Origin of the sequence: Undibacterium sp. SXout7W (genome assembly GCF_049339385.1) — a bacterium.
Lineage (GTDB): Bacteria > Pseudomonadota > Gammaproteobacteria > Burkholderiales > Burkholderiaceae_D > Undibacterium.
The window spans coordinates 59,680-76,028 of sequence record NZ_JBMPPF010000023.1 but is presented as its reverse complement, the minus strand read 5'-3'; the positions used below and the strand labels follow the sequence as shown (position 1 = coordinate 76,028).

General features: G+C 48.0%; 19 protein-coding genes. 15 read left to right on the top strand and 4 right to left on the bottom strand.

Features of this window, described 5'->3' with window-relative positions:
* From ACO0LB_RS18600 to ACO0LB_RS18560, 9 genes are all read left to right on the top strand, one after another.
* A partial coding sequence (locus ACO0LB_RS18600) for a DUF4116 domain-containing protein (protein WP_423051823.1) occupies positions 1-201 on the top strand: 201 nt, incomplete at its 5' end.
* 1,217 nt (positions 202-1,418) lie between these two features.
* Positions 1,419-1,709: a hypothetical protein gene (locus ACO0LB_RS18595; protein ID WP_423051821.1), complete on the top strand. Its 291-nt coding sequence runs from the start codon at positions 1,419-1,421 to the stop codon at positions 1,707-1,709.
* A 198-nt stretch (positions 1,710-1,907) separates the two neighbouring features.
* The gene (gene bet / locus ACO0LB_RS18590; RefSeq protein ID WP_423051819.1) at positions 1,908-2,711 is read left to right on the top strand and encodes a phage recombination protein Bet; all 804 of its coding nucleotides are present in this window, start codon (positions 1,908-1,910) and stop codon (positions 2,709-2,711) included.
* Complete coding sequence (locus ACO0LB_RS18585) at positions 2,708-3,472, top strand: lambda exonuclease family protein (protein WP_423051817.1); 765 nt, start codon at positions 2,708-2,710, stop codon at positions 3,470-3,472. The genes bet and ACO0LB_RS18585 overlap by 4 nt, the downstream gene beginning before the upstream one ends.
* 2 nt (positions 3,473-3,474) lie before the next feature.
* Positions 3,475-3,969, top strand: coding sequence for a single-stranded DNA-binding protein (ssb, locus tag ACO0LB_RS18580; protein ID WP_423051815.1), 495 nt, complete (start codon positions 3,475-3,477; stop codon positions 3,967-3,969).
* A 16-nt stretch (positions 3,970-3,985) separates the two neighbouring features.
* Positions 3,986-4,888: a recombination-associated protein RdgC gene (locus tag ACO0LB_RS18575; protein ID WP_423051813.1), complete on the top strand. Its 903-nt coding sequence runs from the start codon at positions 3,986-3,988 to the stop codon at positions 4,886-4,888.
* 31 nt (positions 4,889-4,919) lie between these two features.
* Positions 4,920-5,621, top strand: coding sequence for a hypothetical protein (locus ACO0LB_RS18570; protein ID WP_423051811.1), 702 nt, complete (start codon positions 4,920-4,922; stop codon positions 5,619-5,621).
* Between the two features lie 2 nt (positions 5,622-5,623).
* The gene (locus ACO0LB_RS18565) at positions 5,624-5,776 is read left to right on the top strand and encodes a hypothetical protein (RefSeq protein ID WP_423051809.1); all 153 of its coding nucleotides are present in this window, start codon (positions 5,624-5,626) and stop codon (positions 5,774-5,776) included.
* Positions 5,773-6,048: a hypothetical protein gene (locus ACO0LB_RS18560; protein WP_423051807.1), complete on the top strand. Its 276-nt coding sequence runs from the start codon at positions 5,773-5,775 to the stop codon at positions 6,046-6,048. The genes ACO0LB_RS18565 and ACO0LB_RS18560 overlap by 4 nt, the downstream gene beginning before the upstream one ends.
* Here ACO0LB_RS18560 and ACO0LB_RS18555 read toward each other — a convergent pair.
* Positions 6,036-6,281, bottom strand: a complete 246-nt coding sequence (locus ACO0LB_RS18555) for a hypothetical protein (protein WP_423051805.1) — start codon at positions 6,279-6,281, stop codon at positions 6,036-6,038. The two genes, ACO0LB_RS18560 and ACO0LB_RS18555, sit on opposite strands and share 13 nt — an antisense overlap.
* 13 nt (positions 6,282-6,294) lie before the next feature.
* Here ACO0LB_RS18555 and ACO0LB_RS18550 point away from each other — a divergent pair, with 13 nt between their 5' ends.
* The 6 genes from ACO0LB_RS18550 to ACO0LB_RS18525 all read left to right on the top strand — a co-directional run bounded on the left by ACO0LB_RS18550 (position 6,295) and on the right by ACO0LB_RS18525 (position 9,538).
* The gene (locus ACO0LB_RS18550) at positions 6,295-7,011 is read left to right on the top strand and encodes a hypothetical protein (protein WP_423051827.1); all 717 of its coding nucleotides are present in this window, start codon (positions 6,295-6,297) and stop codon (positions 7,009-7,011) included.
* Positions 7,008-7,271 (top strand): hypothetical protein, encoded by a 264-nt coding sequence (locus tag ACO0LB_RS18545; RefSeq protein ID WP_423051803.1) that lies wholly within the window; start codon positions 7,008-7,010, stop codon positions 7,269-7,271. Before ACO0LB_RS18550 ends, ACO0LB_RS18545 begins: the two co-directional genes overlap by 4 nt.
* 13 nt (positions 7,272-7,284) lie before the next feature.
* Entirely contained in the window at positions 7,285-7,728 is a 444-nt protein-coding gene (locus ACO0LB_RS18540) for a hypothetical protein (protein ID WP_423051801.1), read from the top strand.
* 268 nt (positions 7,729-7,996) lie between these two features.
* Complete coding sequence (locus ACO0LB_RS18535) at positions 7,997-8,242, top strand: DUF7446 family protein (protein WP_423051799.1); 246 nt, start codon at positions 7,997-7,999, stop codon at positions 8,240-8,242.
* Positions 8,239-8,466 (top strand): DUF4224 domain-containing protein, encoded by a 228-nt coding sequence (locus ACO0LB_RS18530; RefSeq protein WP_423051797.1) that lies wholly within the window; start codon positions 8,239-8,241, stop codon positions 8,464-8,466. Before ACO0LB_RS18535 ends, ACO0LB_RS18530 begins: the two co-directional genes overlap by 4 nt.
* Positions 8,387-9,538 carry a hypothetical protein gene (locus tag ACO0LB_RS18525; RefSeq protein ID WP_423051795.1) on the top strand — a complete coding sequence of 384 codons (1,152 nt, stop codon included), beginning with the start codon at positions 8,387-8,389 and terminating at the stop codon, positions 9,536-9,538. The genes ACO0LB_RS18530 and ACO0LB_RS18525 overlap by 80 nt, the downstream gene beginning before the upstream one ends.
* Before the next feature lie 433 nt (positions 9,539-9,971).
* On the opposite strand, the gene ACO0LB_RS18520 is transcribed toward ACO0LB_RS18525, so the two are convergent.
* The 3 genes from ACO0LB_RS18520 to ACO0LB_RS18510 all read right to left on the bottom strand — a co-directional run bounded on the left by ACO0LB_RS18520 (position 9,972) and on the right by ACO0LB_RS18510 (position 16,020).
* Positions 9,972-10,517, bottom strand: coding sequence for a hypothetical protein (locus ACO0LB_RS18520; RefSeq protein WP_423051793.1), 546 nt, complete (start codon positions 10,515-10,517; stop codon positions 9,972-9,974).
* Between the two features lie 179 nt (positions 10,518-10,696).
* The gene (dusA, locus tag ACO0LB_RS18515) at positions 10,697-11,764 is read right to left on the bottom strand and encodes a tRNA dihydrouridine(20/20a) synthase DusA (protein WP_423051791.1); all 1,068 of its coding nucleotides are present in this window, start codon (positions 11,762-11,764) and stop codon (positions 10,697-10,699) included.
* Between the two features lie 155 nt (positions 11,765-11,919).
* Positions 11,920-16,020 carry a DEAD/DEAH box helicase gene (locus ACO0LB_RS18510; RefSeq protein WP_423051789.1) on the bottom strand — a complete coding sequence of 1,367 codons (4,101 nt, stop codon included), beginning with the start codon at positions 16,018-16,020 and terminating at the stop codon, positions 11,920-11,922.
* Positions 16,021-16,349: the final 329 nt, after the last annotated feature.

Below are 16,349 nucleotides of genomic sequence, written 5' to 3'. Positions count from 1 at the left end.
GAAGCAGTTGCACTGAAAGCCGTTGAAAGCGATGGCGGTGCCCTGCAATACGTGCCAGCGGAATTACGCACAGAAGCAGTTGCACTGAAAGCCGTTGAACGTAATGGCTATGCCCTGCAATACGTGCTGAACGTCAGTCTATTTGTAAAAATCGCCGCAAAGTTTGGTATTGATGTTGAAGCCCCAAATGTGAATGAGTGATTTTTACTAACTGCTTTATGACTCCGGTGCTCGATAAATCCGGCTGGTAACTCTCTGCCAGCGCTGTTTTTAAGTGAGAGTCCACACAGAAGCGGCAGCACGGAAGGACGTGCAAGCCAGAACAGAGGATTAGCAAGGCGCGCTCAATTGCTAATGCGAGGGGAACAAGGTCAGAGACTCGAAGCGGATTTCCCTAGCTGGTATCAAGCCCAGCCCGCTTCTGTGTGGTGAATTGATGGGTGGTTCGCGCCTCCCTTAACCGGTGACCGAATAATTCGGGTGTACGTAGTCCTGCGACGGTAGGGTGGCTGGCGTGAAGCATAGCCTTAGCTACGGAAGAAATACGGGTGCAACAGTGGTGCGACGACTGACTGGCGTAACCAGTCACTACACGCATGAGCATTGAATGGCAACGATACGGTAAGTGGGACGCGCGCAAATCCCGCCACCAGTGCTCAGTCGTGTGGTGAATGCGCAGGCTGATGCGCGATAGTGGGACACCTCTGCGACGGCGAAAGCCCGAACTAATTGCGGAACACCCCTACTAGCGGAGTCGATGGACTTAAACAAGAACCGAATGCCTTCACTATCAGCGAAGGTCGCCACAGTTGCGTTAGCGAGCACGCGATTTAGTACCGGCTGGAGTTGAGACTCGCACCAGCCACCACACGCATGAGGACTGACCCTATATCACGATGAAATCGGATGAGTGATTAATAGTGGCAACCGATTTTCAGTCCTCAGTCGTGTGGTTAAAAATTCCAATGTAATGAATTGGTAGCAAACGGAGAGGCGGAGTTTTTCATATCTCAGCAATCACAAAGTCTCGTGAATAAATGTCCGTTCAGCGAAAAGCAGCAAGGCAAACATTAATGCCGCCACACGTAACCTGACCGCGTAAGAGTCAGGAACCACACGCATGAGCATTGAATGGCAACGATACGGTAAGTGGGACGCGCGCAAATCCCGCCACCAGTGCTCAGTCGTGTGGTGAATGCGCAGGCTGATGCGATACGTCGGATGGGAATCATGCCATTAAAGCACGATGGTCAACGCATGAGATGAACTGAAGCCGAAAGGCAGTGCAATAAGTGAAAGCTTGGCATGAGTAGGGATAATTCTTCAGTTGAGGAGCATGAAAGCCGGAGATCAGCACCGGCCACCACACAAATTGAATTAGCGGAGAAACCGATGTGATCAGAGCTTTGAAGTGATTCTTGATTACCGAACTGGAGATTGAAATGCAATGCAAATGCATAGAAGAAGTGAGTAAAAAACTAGCTGATTTCGTGAAATCGGATGCAGGCGATGATGTAAAAGCGCAATTAAAACACATTGGCTGGGATCTCTCGAAAGGCTGCGAAACAGTAATCAACATTCCTTTCATCGTTACTGGCTCAAAACGCGGCTACACCAGCGCAAAAGGTAAAGAGATCATGATGCGCGCATCGTTCTGCCCTTTCTGCGGCGTATCTACAAAGAAACCTGAAGCGGGGCAGTCAACATGATCCGTACAAAACCAATCAAAGCATATCGCCACTGGAGATCATCCGGTTTTTCAGTGAAAAACGCCCTCTTCCTGGCATTCAAATGGGGAGCGCCGATCAAATGAAATTCATTCTGAATTTGATCTGGTACCGGAGGCGAGGATTTGACTGGCGCACGGCAATGAAACTGGCGCGAAATACTATTTAACGGAGTTGGAAATGAGTAACCTGATCGTAGCGCAAGCAAGCAAGCTTGCAACACAGTTTGATATACCTGAGTCTGGCGACTTGGTTGCAGTTCTAAAAGCAACCGCATTCAAAGGGCAAGTATCTGATGCGCAAATGTCTGCGTTGTTGATCGTTGCGAATCAGTACGGGCTCAACCCATGGACAAAAGAAATTTATGCTTTTCCTGACCAAAACAACGGCATCGTTCCTGTTGTTGGTGTTGACGGCTGGAGCCGCATCATTAATTCAAATGCTCAGTTTGATGGCATGGACTTTGAGCAAGATGACGAATCCTGCACTTGCATCATTTACCGCAAAGACCGCAATCACCCGATTCGGGTCACGGAATACCTTTCTGAGTGTAAACGTGCTGTAAAGCCTTGGCAATCACACCCTAAGCGTATGTTGCGCCACAAGGCGATGATTCAGTGCGCTCGTTTGGCTTTTGGATATGTGGGAATTTATGACCAGGATGAGGCTGAGCGGATTGTTGAAAAAGATATTACGCCCACTGCATTGGCAGGAGTCGATATTGATCCGCTTTTGAATGCTGCTCTAGCTACAAAAACAGATGCTGAAGCACTTCAATTCTGGCGCGATAACAATGCACAGCTTGCTAAATATCCAGACGCCCACAAAAAGCTAAAAGAAGCGATCGTAACCCACCGCGCACGATTGGCAGAAGAGGCAAATAAAACTGTCGACGTCCCAGCAAAGGAAGTGACGCAACAACCAGCTCACTCAGATGATGACTTTCTTGCTGCAATGGATGCTCATGAAGGAGTGGCTCAATGAAATTCATAGAATGCGTCCAAGGAACCCAAGAATGGCTGCAAGCCCGTTCAGGTCTGATTACTGCCAGCATGTTCTCAACGATATGTGAAGAAATTGGCGGATTGAACGATCAGCAAAAGAAATACGTTTCTTTAGTTCATTCTGGCATGAGTGAAAAAGATGCGGCTGTTGAGGCTGGATACAAAGCAAAGCCTTCGTCTGCGTTGATTCAAAAAGCATTGATTGGTCAAAAGACAACCGATTACTCAGATGCAGCAAAACGTTATGCAACTGATCTAGCGATCGAGCGCATTAGCGGAAAGATGTACGGCATTCCACCGAAAGCATGGGTGCTTAATCGTGGTCACGAGATGGAAGCTCATGCGCGCCGACTATATGAGGCCCAGACAGGCTATTTCGTCACTGAGGCTGGCATCTGTGTCGACGATGACGGAATTGGCTACAGCACTGATGGCCTTGTCGAAAAAGATGGGCTGATCGAAATCAAAGCGCCGATAGATAGTATCAAGGTCGAGACAATGATGCTCACTGGCGATATCTCAGAATATGTTCACCAGATTCAAGGTGGTATGTGGCGTACAGGTCGTGCTTGGTGCGACTTCATCATGTACGTTCCGGACCTTGAAGCGGTTGGCAAGGATTTATATGTGAAACGAATTTTGCGAGACGACGACTTCATTGACGACATGATCAACAAAATTGCTGATTTTTCAAAGTTGATTGATCAAAAAGAAGAGTTTTTTAGAAGAAAGGCTGCTTAATCATGGCATCTGTGAACAAAGTCATCATCGTCGGCAATCTGGGCCGCGATCCTGAAACACGTTACATGCCAAGTGGCGATGCCATGACCAGCATTACAGTGGCAACGACAGATAGCTGGAAAGACAAGGTGACCGGCGAAAAGAAAGAGCAGACAGAATGGCACCGTATTACCTTTTTCGGAAAGCTGGCAGAAATCGCTGGACAATACCTGAAAAAAGGCTCTCAAGTCTACGTGGAAGGGTCATTGCGTACTCGTAAGTACACGGACAAAGACGGTGTCGAGAAATATGCAACAGACATCAAGGCCGACAGTATGCAGATGTTGGGTAGCCGTCAGGGTATGGGCGGAACACCTATGGGCGACGGTTATGGCAGCAGCTCTGCGCCAGCGCCACGTCAGGCCGCTCCTTCTGGTCCGGCACCGGATTTTTCAGGCATGGATGACGACATTCCATTCGCAAACCCGTACCGCGGCAAATACTGCCACGCGGTCTGATAAAGGACATTCAATTATGTGGTTCAAAAATTTACAAGTATTCAGATTGACCCAGCCGTGGGCGATTACAGCCGATGAACTACACGCGCAACTAGCCAAGATTCAGTTTTCACAAGTAGCATCCAACGAAATTCAGAGCCAAGGCTGGGCATCGCCGCGCGAAAACGACATGCTGGTGCATACCGTTAATCAGCAATTTCTGCTGGCACTGGCAACCGAAAAGAAATTACTCCCATCCAGCGTGATCAATCAGGTCGCCAAAGCACGCGCGCAAGAAATGGAAGAACAGCAAGGTTTTGCGCCTGGTCGCAAAGCGATGAAAGAATTAAAAGAAAGAGTGACAGATGAGCTGCTGCCACGCGCCTTTGGCGTCAGACGTAATACCTTCATCTGGATTGATCCGGTCAATCGCTGGCTTGTGATTGATGCATCAAGCCCATCACGTGCCGATGAAGTCGTCAAATTGCTGCTGAAATGTTGCGATAAGCTGCCGCTGGAAGGATTGCGCATGAAATCATCACCACAAGCCTGCATGACCAGCTGGCTGGCTGGAAACGAGGCTCCTAAAGGTTTCACCATAGACCAGGATACTGAGCTGAAATCCTCAACAGAGGACAAAGCCACTGTTCGCTATGTGCGATATTCGTTGGATGACGCTGACACGCAGAAGCACATCAGCGCGGGCAAACAATGTACCAAGCTGGCATTGACCTGGGCAGACAAAATCAGCTTTGTCCTGACTGATACGCTGGTAATCAAGCGTATCAAGCCTTTGGACATCCTCGACGAAGAAAAAAACCAAGGCACTAATGAAGAAGAGCGTTTCGATGCAGACTTTATGCTGATGACTGCTGAACTAGCAAAGATGCTGGATGACATCGTATTTGCACTGGGCGGCGAAATGGATGCCGTGGCTTAAATAACAGTATTGACTAATCTAAAGGTAAATCATGACAAAAGAAGAATTTGCAGCATTACTGAGCGGACGCACATACGGCAAAGAAATTACTAAAGATGAAGAGGTAATTGCTAAAGAGTTAGGGTTGATAGTGATCATAGGTGCCAGTGATGACTTAGTTGAAATTTATGGTGTCGAACGGGAAGAGATTGGGGCGTATGGTGGTACTTCGTTCATGATTGACGCAAATGGTGTACTCAAGCCGCGCGATGAAATCGATAACGATGATGACGTAGCACTACAGGATTATTTCTTCCGTAGAGGTAACTCTAAGAAAGTTGAAGCAATTTTCGATAACGATACAGGTTACACATGGACGTATAAAACAGAGATTCCTCATGCTTGCTTCGATATTTTTGAAGATGGCGATGCATACTGCCGCGGCATTGTTATTGATTCGGCTGACCTGCACGTCCCCGCCTCTCAAGAATCCGAGTTAGCCGAACGTTTAGCGATAGCTGAGAAGCAAATCAAGTCACTTGAAGAAAATCAGCAAGTATTAGGTGATATTTTAGAAAATAACTCAGTTGCAATGCAGGCAGCCTGGATTGAATGGAAAAATGGTAAAGGTGCCGAATCTGCAATGGAGTGGATCGAAAACACACTAGATGGTCCTGACCTGATTCCAGATGACTCTGATGAGAACTATCACGATGCTCAAAAATACTTCGATGCACACGCACCAAAATTCTGAACATGATCATCAGCAAAGAGCGCATCAAGCGCGAATACCAACACATTGTCCAGCATGAGTCGCCTGAAAATGCGATTCAGTGGACTGCCGAAAAATTAGGAATTCCGGCGTCTGTAGTTAAAGACGCGATCAATGAACTGGAGTGTGAAAAATGAGAACAACATTTTCCAAAGCATCTAGAACAGCATCGATTACTGCTCAAAATCATTTGCTCAATCAAGTGATTATGCAGGCTGGACTAAAAAATGATGCTGGTCTTTCTCGTTTGCTAGAAGTAGCACCACCAGTCATTAGTAAGATCCGTCATGGACGCTTGCCTATTGGAGCAACTATGGCTATCGCGATCATAGAGGAGACTGATTTTTCAATGTCTCAAATCACGGATATCTTATCTGACCAGGTGCCGATAAGAATTTACCGACCTTGATCATGCAATTGATTGATAGCAACCTTCGTGGCAGCTTCAACCGCACGCCTGATTTCTCCAATTTCAGAAGTCGGGTCGACAAAACCTTTAACCGTACCGATGACCTCTTCGCCAAGCTTTACTTCAGCTTCCCAAGGGATTTGCTTGCGCCCCTCTTCCAGAGTGCCCTTATAGGCATACATAACCGTGGGTGCGGAGTCCGGGCGGCAATAACCATCATAAGAGTGTTTCATGTCTAATTTACTAATAAAAGAAAAGCCAATTTTGTTCAATGGCGCAATGGTACGCGCTGTACTGGATGGTAGCAAGACGCACACACGGCGAGCGATGAAGCCGCAACTTCTGTACGGCGATGTCTGCGGCTTGTTCCCATCGTGGTACCTGCCGACGGCACAGGGAAGCGGAATCCTGTACCCAAACGGAAAGGACACGATCCTTGCTATGTGCCATCATGGCCGGCCCGGAGATCATCTTTGGGTGCGCGAGACTTTCTACGCATATGGCCGCTGGGTGACGCGCTACAGCGAGAAGAAGAAACGCGATGAATGGCATTTCATTGATATGACAGTCGAGTGCGACCGGGCATATCAATATGCTGCTGACAATCCAGATGTGCCGCTGGCAACCGACCGTGGCGGTGCGCTACCAGGCTGGTACAAGCGCCATGCCATCTTCATGCCCCGCGCAGTTAGCCGGATTCAACTCGAAATTATCGGTATCCGTGTTGAGCGTTTGCAAGATATTAGCGAAGCTGATTCCGTGGCTGAAGGGATACGAATTTCAAGCGACTGCAGAAGATCAGAAGCTTGCTACGGGATTTATGAATGCAATCTTTCTGATGGGAAGACGCATTTTAATGACAGTGCATATGAACTATTCAAAAAGGTATGGAACTCAACCGGCGGTGATTGGGATGCTAATCCATGGGTATGGGTAGTTGAATTTAAGAGGGTAAAGCCATGAGCTGCAAACACCTAAATTTCTCTGCATCTGTGCGCGTAGCCCGCGTGGAAGACGTTGGCAGATATATCGCCGAGGTACGCGTGAAATGCATCGAATGCGATATGCCTTTTCAATTCCAAGGTATGTCGCCAGGCATGAGTTCAGTGAAGCCGACAGTAAGCCTTGATGGACTGGAAGCAAATTTACCTATCTATCCTGAAGGTCAACAGCCAAATCCGCTTCAGAAATTGATGGGCTACTCCATTAAAAATACTAATTGAAAGGTGACGAGTTATGAGCTACGAACAATTCAGAGAACAATGGGCGGCAGAACTTGAAAAGTTGGACTGCGCACATGGTTGCGGTATAGGTAGGGAGATTGCAGAGAAAATTAAAGCCTTTCCGCTGCCTGAAGTGACGCAGGAGCCTTTTGGTTTTCTAAGAATATTTAAATTAAACGGCAAAATTTGTGATAAGACGTTTGTAGAAAAAATTCCAACATGCACTATCTTCGAAGCTGATTTACTTAAACCATATTGTATAGAGTATCAAAAAATATTTGACCTCCCACCCGATGCCGAAACCCTGCGCAAAGAGAATGAGCAGTTGCTGAAACTGTTAGCCGCTGCAAGAGACAGCATAGATCACCATTTACTGATTGATCGCGCCGGCCGAAGGGATTCGGATTACGACTTGATCGTTCAGATAGATGCAACACTGAAAGGTGGTGCAGTATGAGTTGCGGATATGAAGGGCGACACTTTGGTGCGCGATATAACGATGCAGTATGTATTGATGGCTATCTATGGGATTTAGATAGCTGCGACGAGCCAGGAGGGTCGCTGTATCACGGCGGTGACATTGGATGCCCATGCTGTAATACAAAAGCGTATCTTGATTATCACGATTTTCGACCATCAGGAAATGCAAAGCAGCGCCGAATAAGGACAAGGAAGGCAATAAGCAAAATTAAGTCATGGGCGACCCCACTGAAAGGCGGTGCATCATGAGCAAGATACACGTCAGTACAAGCCCACTTACTAACCGGATTTATGCTGGGAGAGTCAATAAAGCAGGAACCGCATACCTATCAAAAGATGATGTGACCAGCGCAACATGCGGCGCGGTGATAGAGCATGTGATTGCTAATGGCGAACCTGTGACTGTCACTTTGAACGGCGTTCCAAAGTATAGGATTATTGTTGAAATATTAGGAACGCCAGCACCGTTAGTAGAAGGCGGTGCAGCATGAGTAATTATCTTTCAGCATCAGAACTGGCGGAATTAGTCGACTGCAAACCAAATCAGCGAAAACTAATGTGCGATTGGCTAGAAAAACAAAACTGGAATTACGTACTTAGTCATAACGGACTACCAAAAGTAGCTAGAGCATATCATGACAAACGAATGGGAATTACCGAAGGAAGGTCGCAAGAAAAGTATTCCTGCGCACCGAACCTCGGCGCCTTCGCTTAAGGAATCGACTGGGATACAACGGCTGTATAAGCGAACTGGCAAGCGGAAAGTCTCATTTTATTATCAGTATCCAGATGGAAGAAATGAGACTCTAGCTACAGCAAATACAGGGGATCGCAAAGCGATTACTGATGCAGAGAAAAAAGCAAAGCGCTTAGCACTCGATATTATGGAAGGCCAAATCATCGTCGGGTCCGTTGCAGACATGATTGATCGCTTCAAGAACGATATTGCTCCAACTCACTATGCAGATCAATCAAAGGATGGCCTCGCCGTTCGGCAAGGCACATACGACAATCTGATCAAGTTCTTTGGGAAAATGTCTCCTACATCGCTTAAAACAGTCCATGGATATCAATTTCTTGATGCAAGAGCAAAGGCAGGAGCTCCAGCCAAAGCGAATAAGGAACTCTCACAATTATCTACTATTTGCCATTATGCCGTGCGTTGGGGAATTATCGAGGCAAACCCATTTGTCGGGATGATGCAGAATAAAACAGAGAAAGATGTCAGAACAATATCTCGTAGCCAGATTGTAAGATTTTATCTATGGTCGCTAAAGCAGCAACAGTCGTTCCGAAATTTAGGTTGTGCTGCCATGTTCACTTATTTGACTGGCTTTCGTGCAGCAGAGGTGCGCCCGTTCCATGTAAGTGGGCTGACAAACGAAGGCGTTAAAGTACTGAATGCAAAGCGGAAGAAAGGCGAACAAGAAATCATGAAGGTTCGGGAGTGGTCAAAGAAATTACGTGCAGTCGTTGCCCGCGCAAAGCAAACTCATCAAGTGGAACGAATGTATCTCTTTGCCAATCTATCCGGATCACCATATAGCCGTAGTGGGTGGGGATCGGTCTGGCAAGATGCGATGCTTGCTTTTATTGGATGTAAGCCGAATGAACTGGTAAAGCACCCATTGTATTTTTCATTGCTAGATATCCGGCCGGCAGCTATTACCACAAAATTGCGCCAACGTAGTAAGGATGCGTACGACTTTGCCGCTCATGCAAACCCTTCAACTACGCACAAAAACTATGATCGCAGGAAAGAAAAAAAGGCCCGTGCAACCGAGTAAAACTTTACAATTGCACCTTGGAGAGCCAGCGTTTACGTTGTGGATAACTTTTCAAATATTGTAAAGTTATTTGTTAAAAAGCTATATTTCATGCGGGTTTCAAAGCAGTAAAGTCTTAGATTGTGATTCCTGTTGTCGTGGGTTCGAGCCCCATCGTCCACCCCACCGAATACGCTGTAAAATAAAAAAGCTTACAAATTTATCTTTGTAAGCTTTTTTTGTTTTTGCTTTTTTGTTTTTAGCAATCATACCTGCACTTCCCAACAAACTCGGCTGCACTCAATCACAAACAGCACCAGACTTCAGATGCAAATGCAAATGCAAATGCGGCGCATCATTCCTAAAAGTCCAAAAGATAAGCACATCAATTGCTACCAACGCAAAGCAAGCAAGTAAGTAAGTTCAGCATTTACGATGATACTCTGCGAAAAAATTAAAACTTACCGTCTACGCCACCCATCCCACCACGTTGCCGACCTCCGCCTGCTTGATGTCCGCGGGAAAACGCTCCCTCTTGTTTTCCGTCCCGACCGGACTCTTGCTGCGCCATTAACTGCTCTGCAAAAAAATTCAGCAGTACTTGCCTTTGCCTATCGTCTAATGCGTCATTGAATACAAAAAGAAGTTCCCGCATTTGTCTATTTTCATGAAGCGACTGCTGTTCTTCGTTTTCAATCAGCTTATTCACTTCGCGCAACTCTATCTGCGGTTTTCCCAGATACAAACTCACTTCGGACTGAAGGCGCTCACGACGAATATCTCTCTGACGCTTCATCGCATTCAGTTTCATCTCAGTCTGCAACCATAGGGTCAGTTGATTGGGAGTTAATTGCAGGGATTTTTTTAATTCAGTCGTATTGAGCAGCAAACGATCAACACGCATTTCCATCACAGGCACGGCGTTCACACTCATTGGCAACGCAAACAAAAGTATAGATGCCGTTAAAACCAGAATTTTTTTTGCAGAAGTAAAAGTCATGATGGATTCACCCAGTAAGACAAGCCCCAAAAAAAAGCCCACGCAAATTTGCGCAGGCGAACCCACTTACACAGTGGGGTAGAGGAGTACACTTTGAAACAGAAACAACTATACCCGCCCACCCCACACTTTCATTACATTCTTACAAATTTTTACCACTCGACATACAATCGAACCCATCAGCCCTGAATCACGTCTACCCGTGGGACGCTTAATTCTTTTTCCGCTAGCAAGCGTTCATTGGCAGCCACCGCATTCATCCGCGCCAAGGCTTCAAGCAGGATGGAGGGATCGCCGAGCGCCAGTTTTTTGCTGTCAGACAAGGTCTGACGATATGCCCTGGCCCCCGTCAACCCCATCATCAGACCCAGCATATGACGAACGACGCTGTTAAGCCGCAGCCCTTTACCGCCATTGCCGTATAGCTCCAACTGACGGTGAATATAAGGAATCATGGCGTGTAAAATTTCTTCACGACTGTTCACGCGGTGATGATCATTGTAAAAACGCGCGTCAAAATCCGCCATGAAATAAGGATTATGGTAAGCCTCTCGCCCCACCATCACGCCGTCAACATACTGCAAATGCTGCTCAATTTCGGCAGCCGTTTTTACGCCACCATTGAGAATAATTTCTAACTCAGGAAACTCACGCTTGAGGCGATAAGCGTACTCATATTTTAATGGTGGAATCTCACGATTTTCTCGTGGGCTCAACCCTTTCAGAATCGCATTACGCGCATGTACGATGAACGTCGTACAACCGGCATCTGCAATCGTCCCGACAAAATCGCGCATGAAATCATATGAATCCAGATCATCAATGCCTATTCTGTGTTTGACGGTCACATCGATGGATACCGAATCCTTCATCGCTTTGACGCAATCAGCAACCAATTGCGGCTCCGCCATCAAACAAGCGCCAAAAGCGCCTTTTTGCACACGTTCAGATGGACATCCGCAATTGAGATTAACTTCATCATAACCCCATTGCTCTGCCATTTTTGCGCATTGCGCGAGATCACCGGGCTCACTGCCACCCAGTTGCAAGGCAACAGGATGCTCATCTGGATTAAACTCCAGATGACGCTGTACATCACCATGTAACAGCGATCCGGTGGTCACCATTTCGGTGTAAAGCCAGGTATGGCGGGTAATGTGGCGATGGAATTGACGACAATGACGGTCACTCCAATCTAACATCGGGGCAACGGAGACCCGGTGAGCAGGTAAAGCAGATTTCTTCACGATAAAATTTCAGACTTTCAACAATCCGTTATTGTACCTTGCCTGCGTCCAGCACCGCTGTCGGCGAGTCAACCTGAGTACCATCACACGCATCAGAACACCACTACATCACACAATGAACGGCGCATTTCTGAGCACTCAAATACGGAGGCAAATCAAACACTATCTTTAAGCAATTGCAACAATGCCGCCGTGTCCAGCCTGGCCGATACATCACCGCCATCAAGCAGGCTATCAGCAAGATCCCGCTTTTCTGCATGCAATGCAATGATTTTTTCTTCGATGGTTTCCTGCGTCACCAATCGATAAATCGTCACGGGTCGTTGTTGTCCCATGCGATGCGCGCGATCAGACGCTTGATCTTCCACCGCAGGATTCCACCAGGGATCGAGATGGATCACATAATCCGCCGCAGTCAGATTCAGCCCAGTACCACCGGCTTTCAGACTGATCAGGAAGACATCACCCTGCCCTGCCTGAAAAGCATCTACCCGCTTTTTACGCTCCAATGGCGGCGTGCTGCCATCCAGATACTGATAGGAAATTCCCTTGTGCTCCAACCATTCACGCACGATCGCCAGATGATCAACAAACTGGCTGAATACCAATGCTTTATGGCGGTTATCCAGCAGCTCCTCCAGAGTTTCGGCAAATACCGCCAGCTTGCTGCCACTGAGTGTTGAGTTTCGAAAAACCAATTGCGGATGACAACAAAAACGACGCAATTTGGTAATCTCTGCCAATACTTTTAAAGACTGACCACCCTCGGTATTGAGGGTCGCGATTTTATCCAGCGCCTCCTGGCGCAATGCTTCATACAAGTGTCGTTCTTCATCGCTGAGTTCAACTTGCAATGTAATCTCGGTGCGGGGTGGTAATTCGCTGAGAACCTGTGTTTTCGTACGTCGTAAAATAAATGGCTGTATCAATTTCTTGAGATGCTGGCGCACCTCTTTGTCGCCACGCTCTATCGGTGTGCTAAAGCGTTCAGCAAAACGTTCTCTGGAGCCAAGTAAACCGGGATTAATAAAGCGAAACAAATTCCATAATTCACCGAGATGATTTTCGACCGGCGTACCGCTGGCGATCATTTTAAAATCGGCATGCAAGGCCATCGCCGCCTGACTGCGCTTGGTTGCTGCATTTTTAATTACCTGCGCCTCATCCAGCACCACACTATGCCAATGCTGCAGAGCAAAGGCCTCAGCATCGGACTGCAACATGCCATAACTGACAATCACAATATCAAATGCGCCAAGGTCTGCCAGCGAACGTTGGCGGTGATAGGCACGGACGTTTAATGTAGGAGCAAAACGCCTCACTTCCGACTCCCAGTTCATGGCCACAGAAATAGGCGCCACGACCAGTGCAGGTCCTTGCGGAGCACGATCAAGAAGCAATGCCAGCGTTTGCACCGTTTTCCCCAGCCCCATATCGTCTGCCAGACAGGCACCGACACCCCAGCGCGCGAGCCTTGCCAGCCATTGATAGCCCTCTCGCTGGTAATCCCGTAACTCGGCCTGCAATGTCGATGGCACTACAGGCAAAAAATCCGCCAGGGTATCCAGTTGATGCATCTGCTCGCGCCACTCTGCATCCGCTTGTAAATCACCGACTTCGGCAGCCAGATCCGCTAAGGCTGGCGCTGCCAATGCACTGATGCGAATGCAGTCTTTACCGCTGGCGTCACTCAGTATCCTCAATTCGTCGAGTCGCTTGCGGAAATTATCTGTCAACGCCAGATAGTCATCGTCCGCCAGTTTTAAGAATCTGCCTGGCACCGCTTCTGTCATCTGCAATAATTCACGCAACGCCAGCACACGTCCGTCATCGAGCGTAATCTCTCCACCAGCTACAAACCAGTCGCCCTGCTTTTTGATACTGAGCCGCATATGTTGCAACGAGCGACTGCCTCGCAAACGGAAACGCTCTCCTTCAGGCCATACCAATTGCAGACGTTCGGGCGGTAAGGTTTTAAATTCGCCCAATAACTCCAGACATTGTTCCGGATGCTGTAATTGCCATTCTTGCCCATCTGTTTCTGCCTGCGACAACGTTGGACATTGATGTAACACTTGCTCAAGGAAGCGGCTTTCCTGCTCAAAGTTGCGACTTGCCTGTACGGGCATGCCAGCTTGCTCACCCAACACGTGAACAGCACCTTTGGCGGGCGCAAACCAACCGCCATCGGCCAGAGGCCGCACCAGCAATTGCACCCGCAAACCTTCTTTTAAGGGCAACAGGTGCGCGTACATGGTGGTATCCGCATCAACAGTCGCCATATGTGCTGACAGCTCGGGAAGGTCGGAATGAATCGCCATATGCGGCGCGATCGCCGCAATCACATCCACTAATTGCTCTTTGGCGGTAACAGGCACGGTCAACCCGCGACCAAGAATGCCAGCGATCTGCTTGATTTCTGGCGTTGAGGTGTACACAGCGAGTCGTGTCGGCGTCTCTTTTCGCCAGACCATCGTCATGTCTGTGGCGATGAAAGGATCGAGTTGCAAGCTGATCTGATCGGCCTTTTCTTTAAGCTGTAAGGCGATATCTGCTTTAACGACATCAATACGGATATCCGGAGCATCCGCCCAGTAGACGGCGGGGTGGCCCACCATCAATGGCAGCGCCTTGTTGATATTGAGCTCGAACTCACTTCCACCGTAATAACCGTCTGCTGATTTGCGTATGCAGGCAGCAATCTGCTTATCCTGTTCACTCAGATACGTCAGGCTATCCTGCTCCTGCGAAAGACGACGCAAGGCCACAGCACGCCCCTTACTCCAGACAGATTTTGCGCTCAGTTTCTGCTCTCGTGGCTCTGCTTTTAACTCCTGAAAATGATATTCAAGAACCCATGCAAGACGCGCATCTTTTTGTCGCACGTCAGCCCCCATCGCTGCTGTGGGCTTCAGTTGCGAGAGCGCACTCAGGGCTCGTTTCCAGCTTTCTTCACGCTGTATGACATCGGCCAGAGGAGTAATCCGCTTTGTCTGGTGCCAACTTTCCATGCCGCGGGCGACCTGATGTACACGATACAGCAACACATCAATCTCAGCCGCAATCCAGATATATCCACTCGCCAGCATACGCTGACGCATGTCAATCAGTTTTGCCTGCTGTTTCAAGGGCGGCGTCGCATCCTGCCAATACAGCGATAACGCTTCAAATAAGGCATCCACGTCCTGCTGGGAACGTATGCTGATTTGCGGGGGAACCAAAACGACGCCTTGCGCCAGATGATTGATTAGCGGCTGTAAGGCGTAATAGCTGAACGCATGCTTTTGCCTGGCACCTTCGTCAATCTGTATCTTTGCCAGATTCAGGCTGTCGGGGTCGTTCTTCGCCATCAGCGCAACGGTGTAGAGCAAACCTAATAATTCTGGCAGAAAGAATTTACGCTTACCCGTCTCTGCCTTCATGATTTCAGCAAAATGCGCTGCCAACTCTACTGCCGTTGCCACTTTATTTTGCAATACGGCTAACGCGATATGAATTTCGATTTTGTATGTTGCGGGGAGCTTATCCTGTAGTTTTTCTAATTGCGAAAAATCACCACGCAGCAAGGCTTGCCAACTCAAGAGTCCCATTAACTGCGGCCAGCTATCGGCATGCTGCTCGATTTTTTGGCATGCATACTGATAAGCAAGCGTGCAATCAGATAAGTCCCAGTTTGCCCGATAAAAAATATCTGTCAGCAACATGCCCTGATCCAAAGGCTTCAAACTGCTGAACAGGCGCATTCCCTCGTCATTGACGAAAAATTTACACCCCGGCATGGCGATATTATTCGTGGTGGCACTGAAGAGTTTTTCACGCCAGAGCAATGCTTCATCGGTTCTGCCCAACAACAGCGAGAACATCATCTCGCGACCATAGAAGCGCACATCATAGGATTTCCAATGCTGATATTCACCGTGGCGCTTCAGCAGATCACGCATACAGGCAATCCACGACTTCATCTCACCACTCTCTTGCAGGGCAAGTAACACCGACATCTGCAAATCCTCACGCAAGAGATAGCCGAGGCCAATTTCCTGGCGCAATACCATACGCCTGCACAGATCGAGTAATAAATCCTTGATCATTTTTGCGTCGTAAGGATTACCGATGGCATTGGTCTGCTTGCGTAATTGCAATAATTCCAGAAATTTGTTCTGGTTCAGAGGTGCGTCAAACAAAGCGCTGGCATAGACCAGCGGCAGCTCATCGGGAGTCAGTGTGGAAATATCTGGCATATCAAAAAATAGGAACAATCATGATGTCGGCATCGCATGTGACAGGCGTGGCGCCGATGGTGCATAAGGCGATAAAGCGCATATCATACACACTGGGCGACAATGATTTAAAAAGCGACCCGATATGATGACAATTGATGGCAATTGATGACAATCAAAGAATGCGGGAGAGTAGCATAACCGGCAAAGTGGCGGACTGATTCTGTCTGTCGATCATATCTGGCGTCAGCATATTGGAAGGCAGAGCGTATGAATCAGGCAACACGAAGCCGCTTTATGGGTGATAACAATTGCGATCAACACCTGCGATCGGTGCCTTTGAGCGACGCCTTTGAGCGACATCTGCT

Bases quoted from the DNA above. Each gene is read 5' to 3' on its own strand.
- ACO0LB_RS18545 (WP_423051803.1), top strand. From the start codon at position 7,008: ATGAGCTGCAAACACCTAAATTTCTCTGCATCTGTGCGCGTAGCCCGC.
- ssb (WP_423051815.1), top strand. From the start codon at position 3,475: ATGGCATCTGTGAACAAAGTCATCATCGTCGGCAATCTGGGCCGCGAT.
- ACO0LB_RS18530 (WP_423051797.1), top strand. From the start codon at position 8,239: ATGAGTAATTATCTTTCAGCATCAGAACTGGCGGAATTAGTCGACTGC.
- ACO0LB_RS18525 (WP_423051795.1), top strand. From the start codon at position 8,387: ATGACAAACGAATGGGAATTACCGAAGGAAGGTCGCAAGAAAAGTATT.
- ACO0LB_RS18555 (WP_423051805.1), bottom strand. From the start codon at position 6,281: ATGAAACACTCTTATGATGGTTATTGCCGCCCGGACTCCGCACCCACG.
- ACO0LB_RS18535 (WP_423051799.1), top strand. From the start codon at position 7,997: ATGAGCAAGATACACGTCAGTACAAGCCCACTTACTAACCGGATTTAT.
- ACO0LB_RS18575 (WP_423051813.1), top strand. From the start codon at position 3,986: ATGTGGTTCAAAAATTTACAAGTATTCAGATTGACCCAGCCGTGGGCG.
- ACO0LB_RS18520 (WP_423051793.1), bottom strand. From the start codon at position 10,517: ATGACTTTTACTTCTGCAAAAAAAATTCTGGTTTTAACGGCATCTATA.
- bet (WP_423051819.1), top strand. From the start codon at position 1,908: ATGAGTAACCTGATCGTAGCGCAAGCAAGCAAGCTTGCAACACAGTTT.
- ACO0LB_RS18585 (WP_423051817.1), top strand. From the start codon at position 2,708: ATGAAATTCATAGAATGCGTCCAAGGAACCCAAGAATGGCTGCAAGCC.
- ACO0LB_RS18570 (WP_423051811.1), top strand. From the start codon at position 4,920: ATGACAAAAGAAGAATTTGCAGCATTACTGAGCGGACGCACATACGGC.
- ACO0LB_RS18565 (WP_423051809.1), top strand. From the start codon at position 5,624: ATGATCATCAGCAAAGAGCGCATCAAGCGCGAATACCAACACATTGTC.
- ACO0LB_RS18540 (WP_423051801.1), top strand. From the start codon at position 7,285: ATGAGCTACGAACAATTCAGAGAACAATGGGCGGCAGAACTTGAAAAG.
- ACO0LB_RS18560 (WP_423051807.1), top strand. From the start codon at position 5,773: ATGAGAACAACATTTTCCAAAGCATCTAGAACAGCATCGATTACTGCT.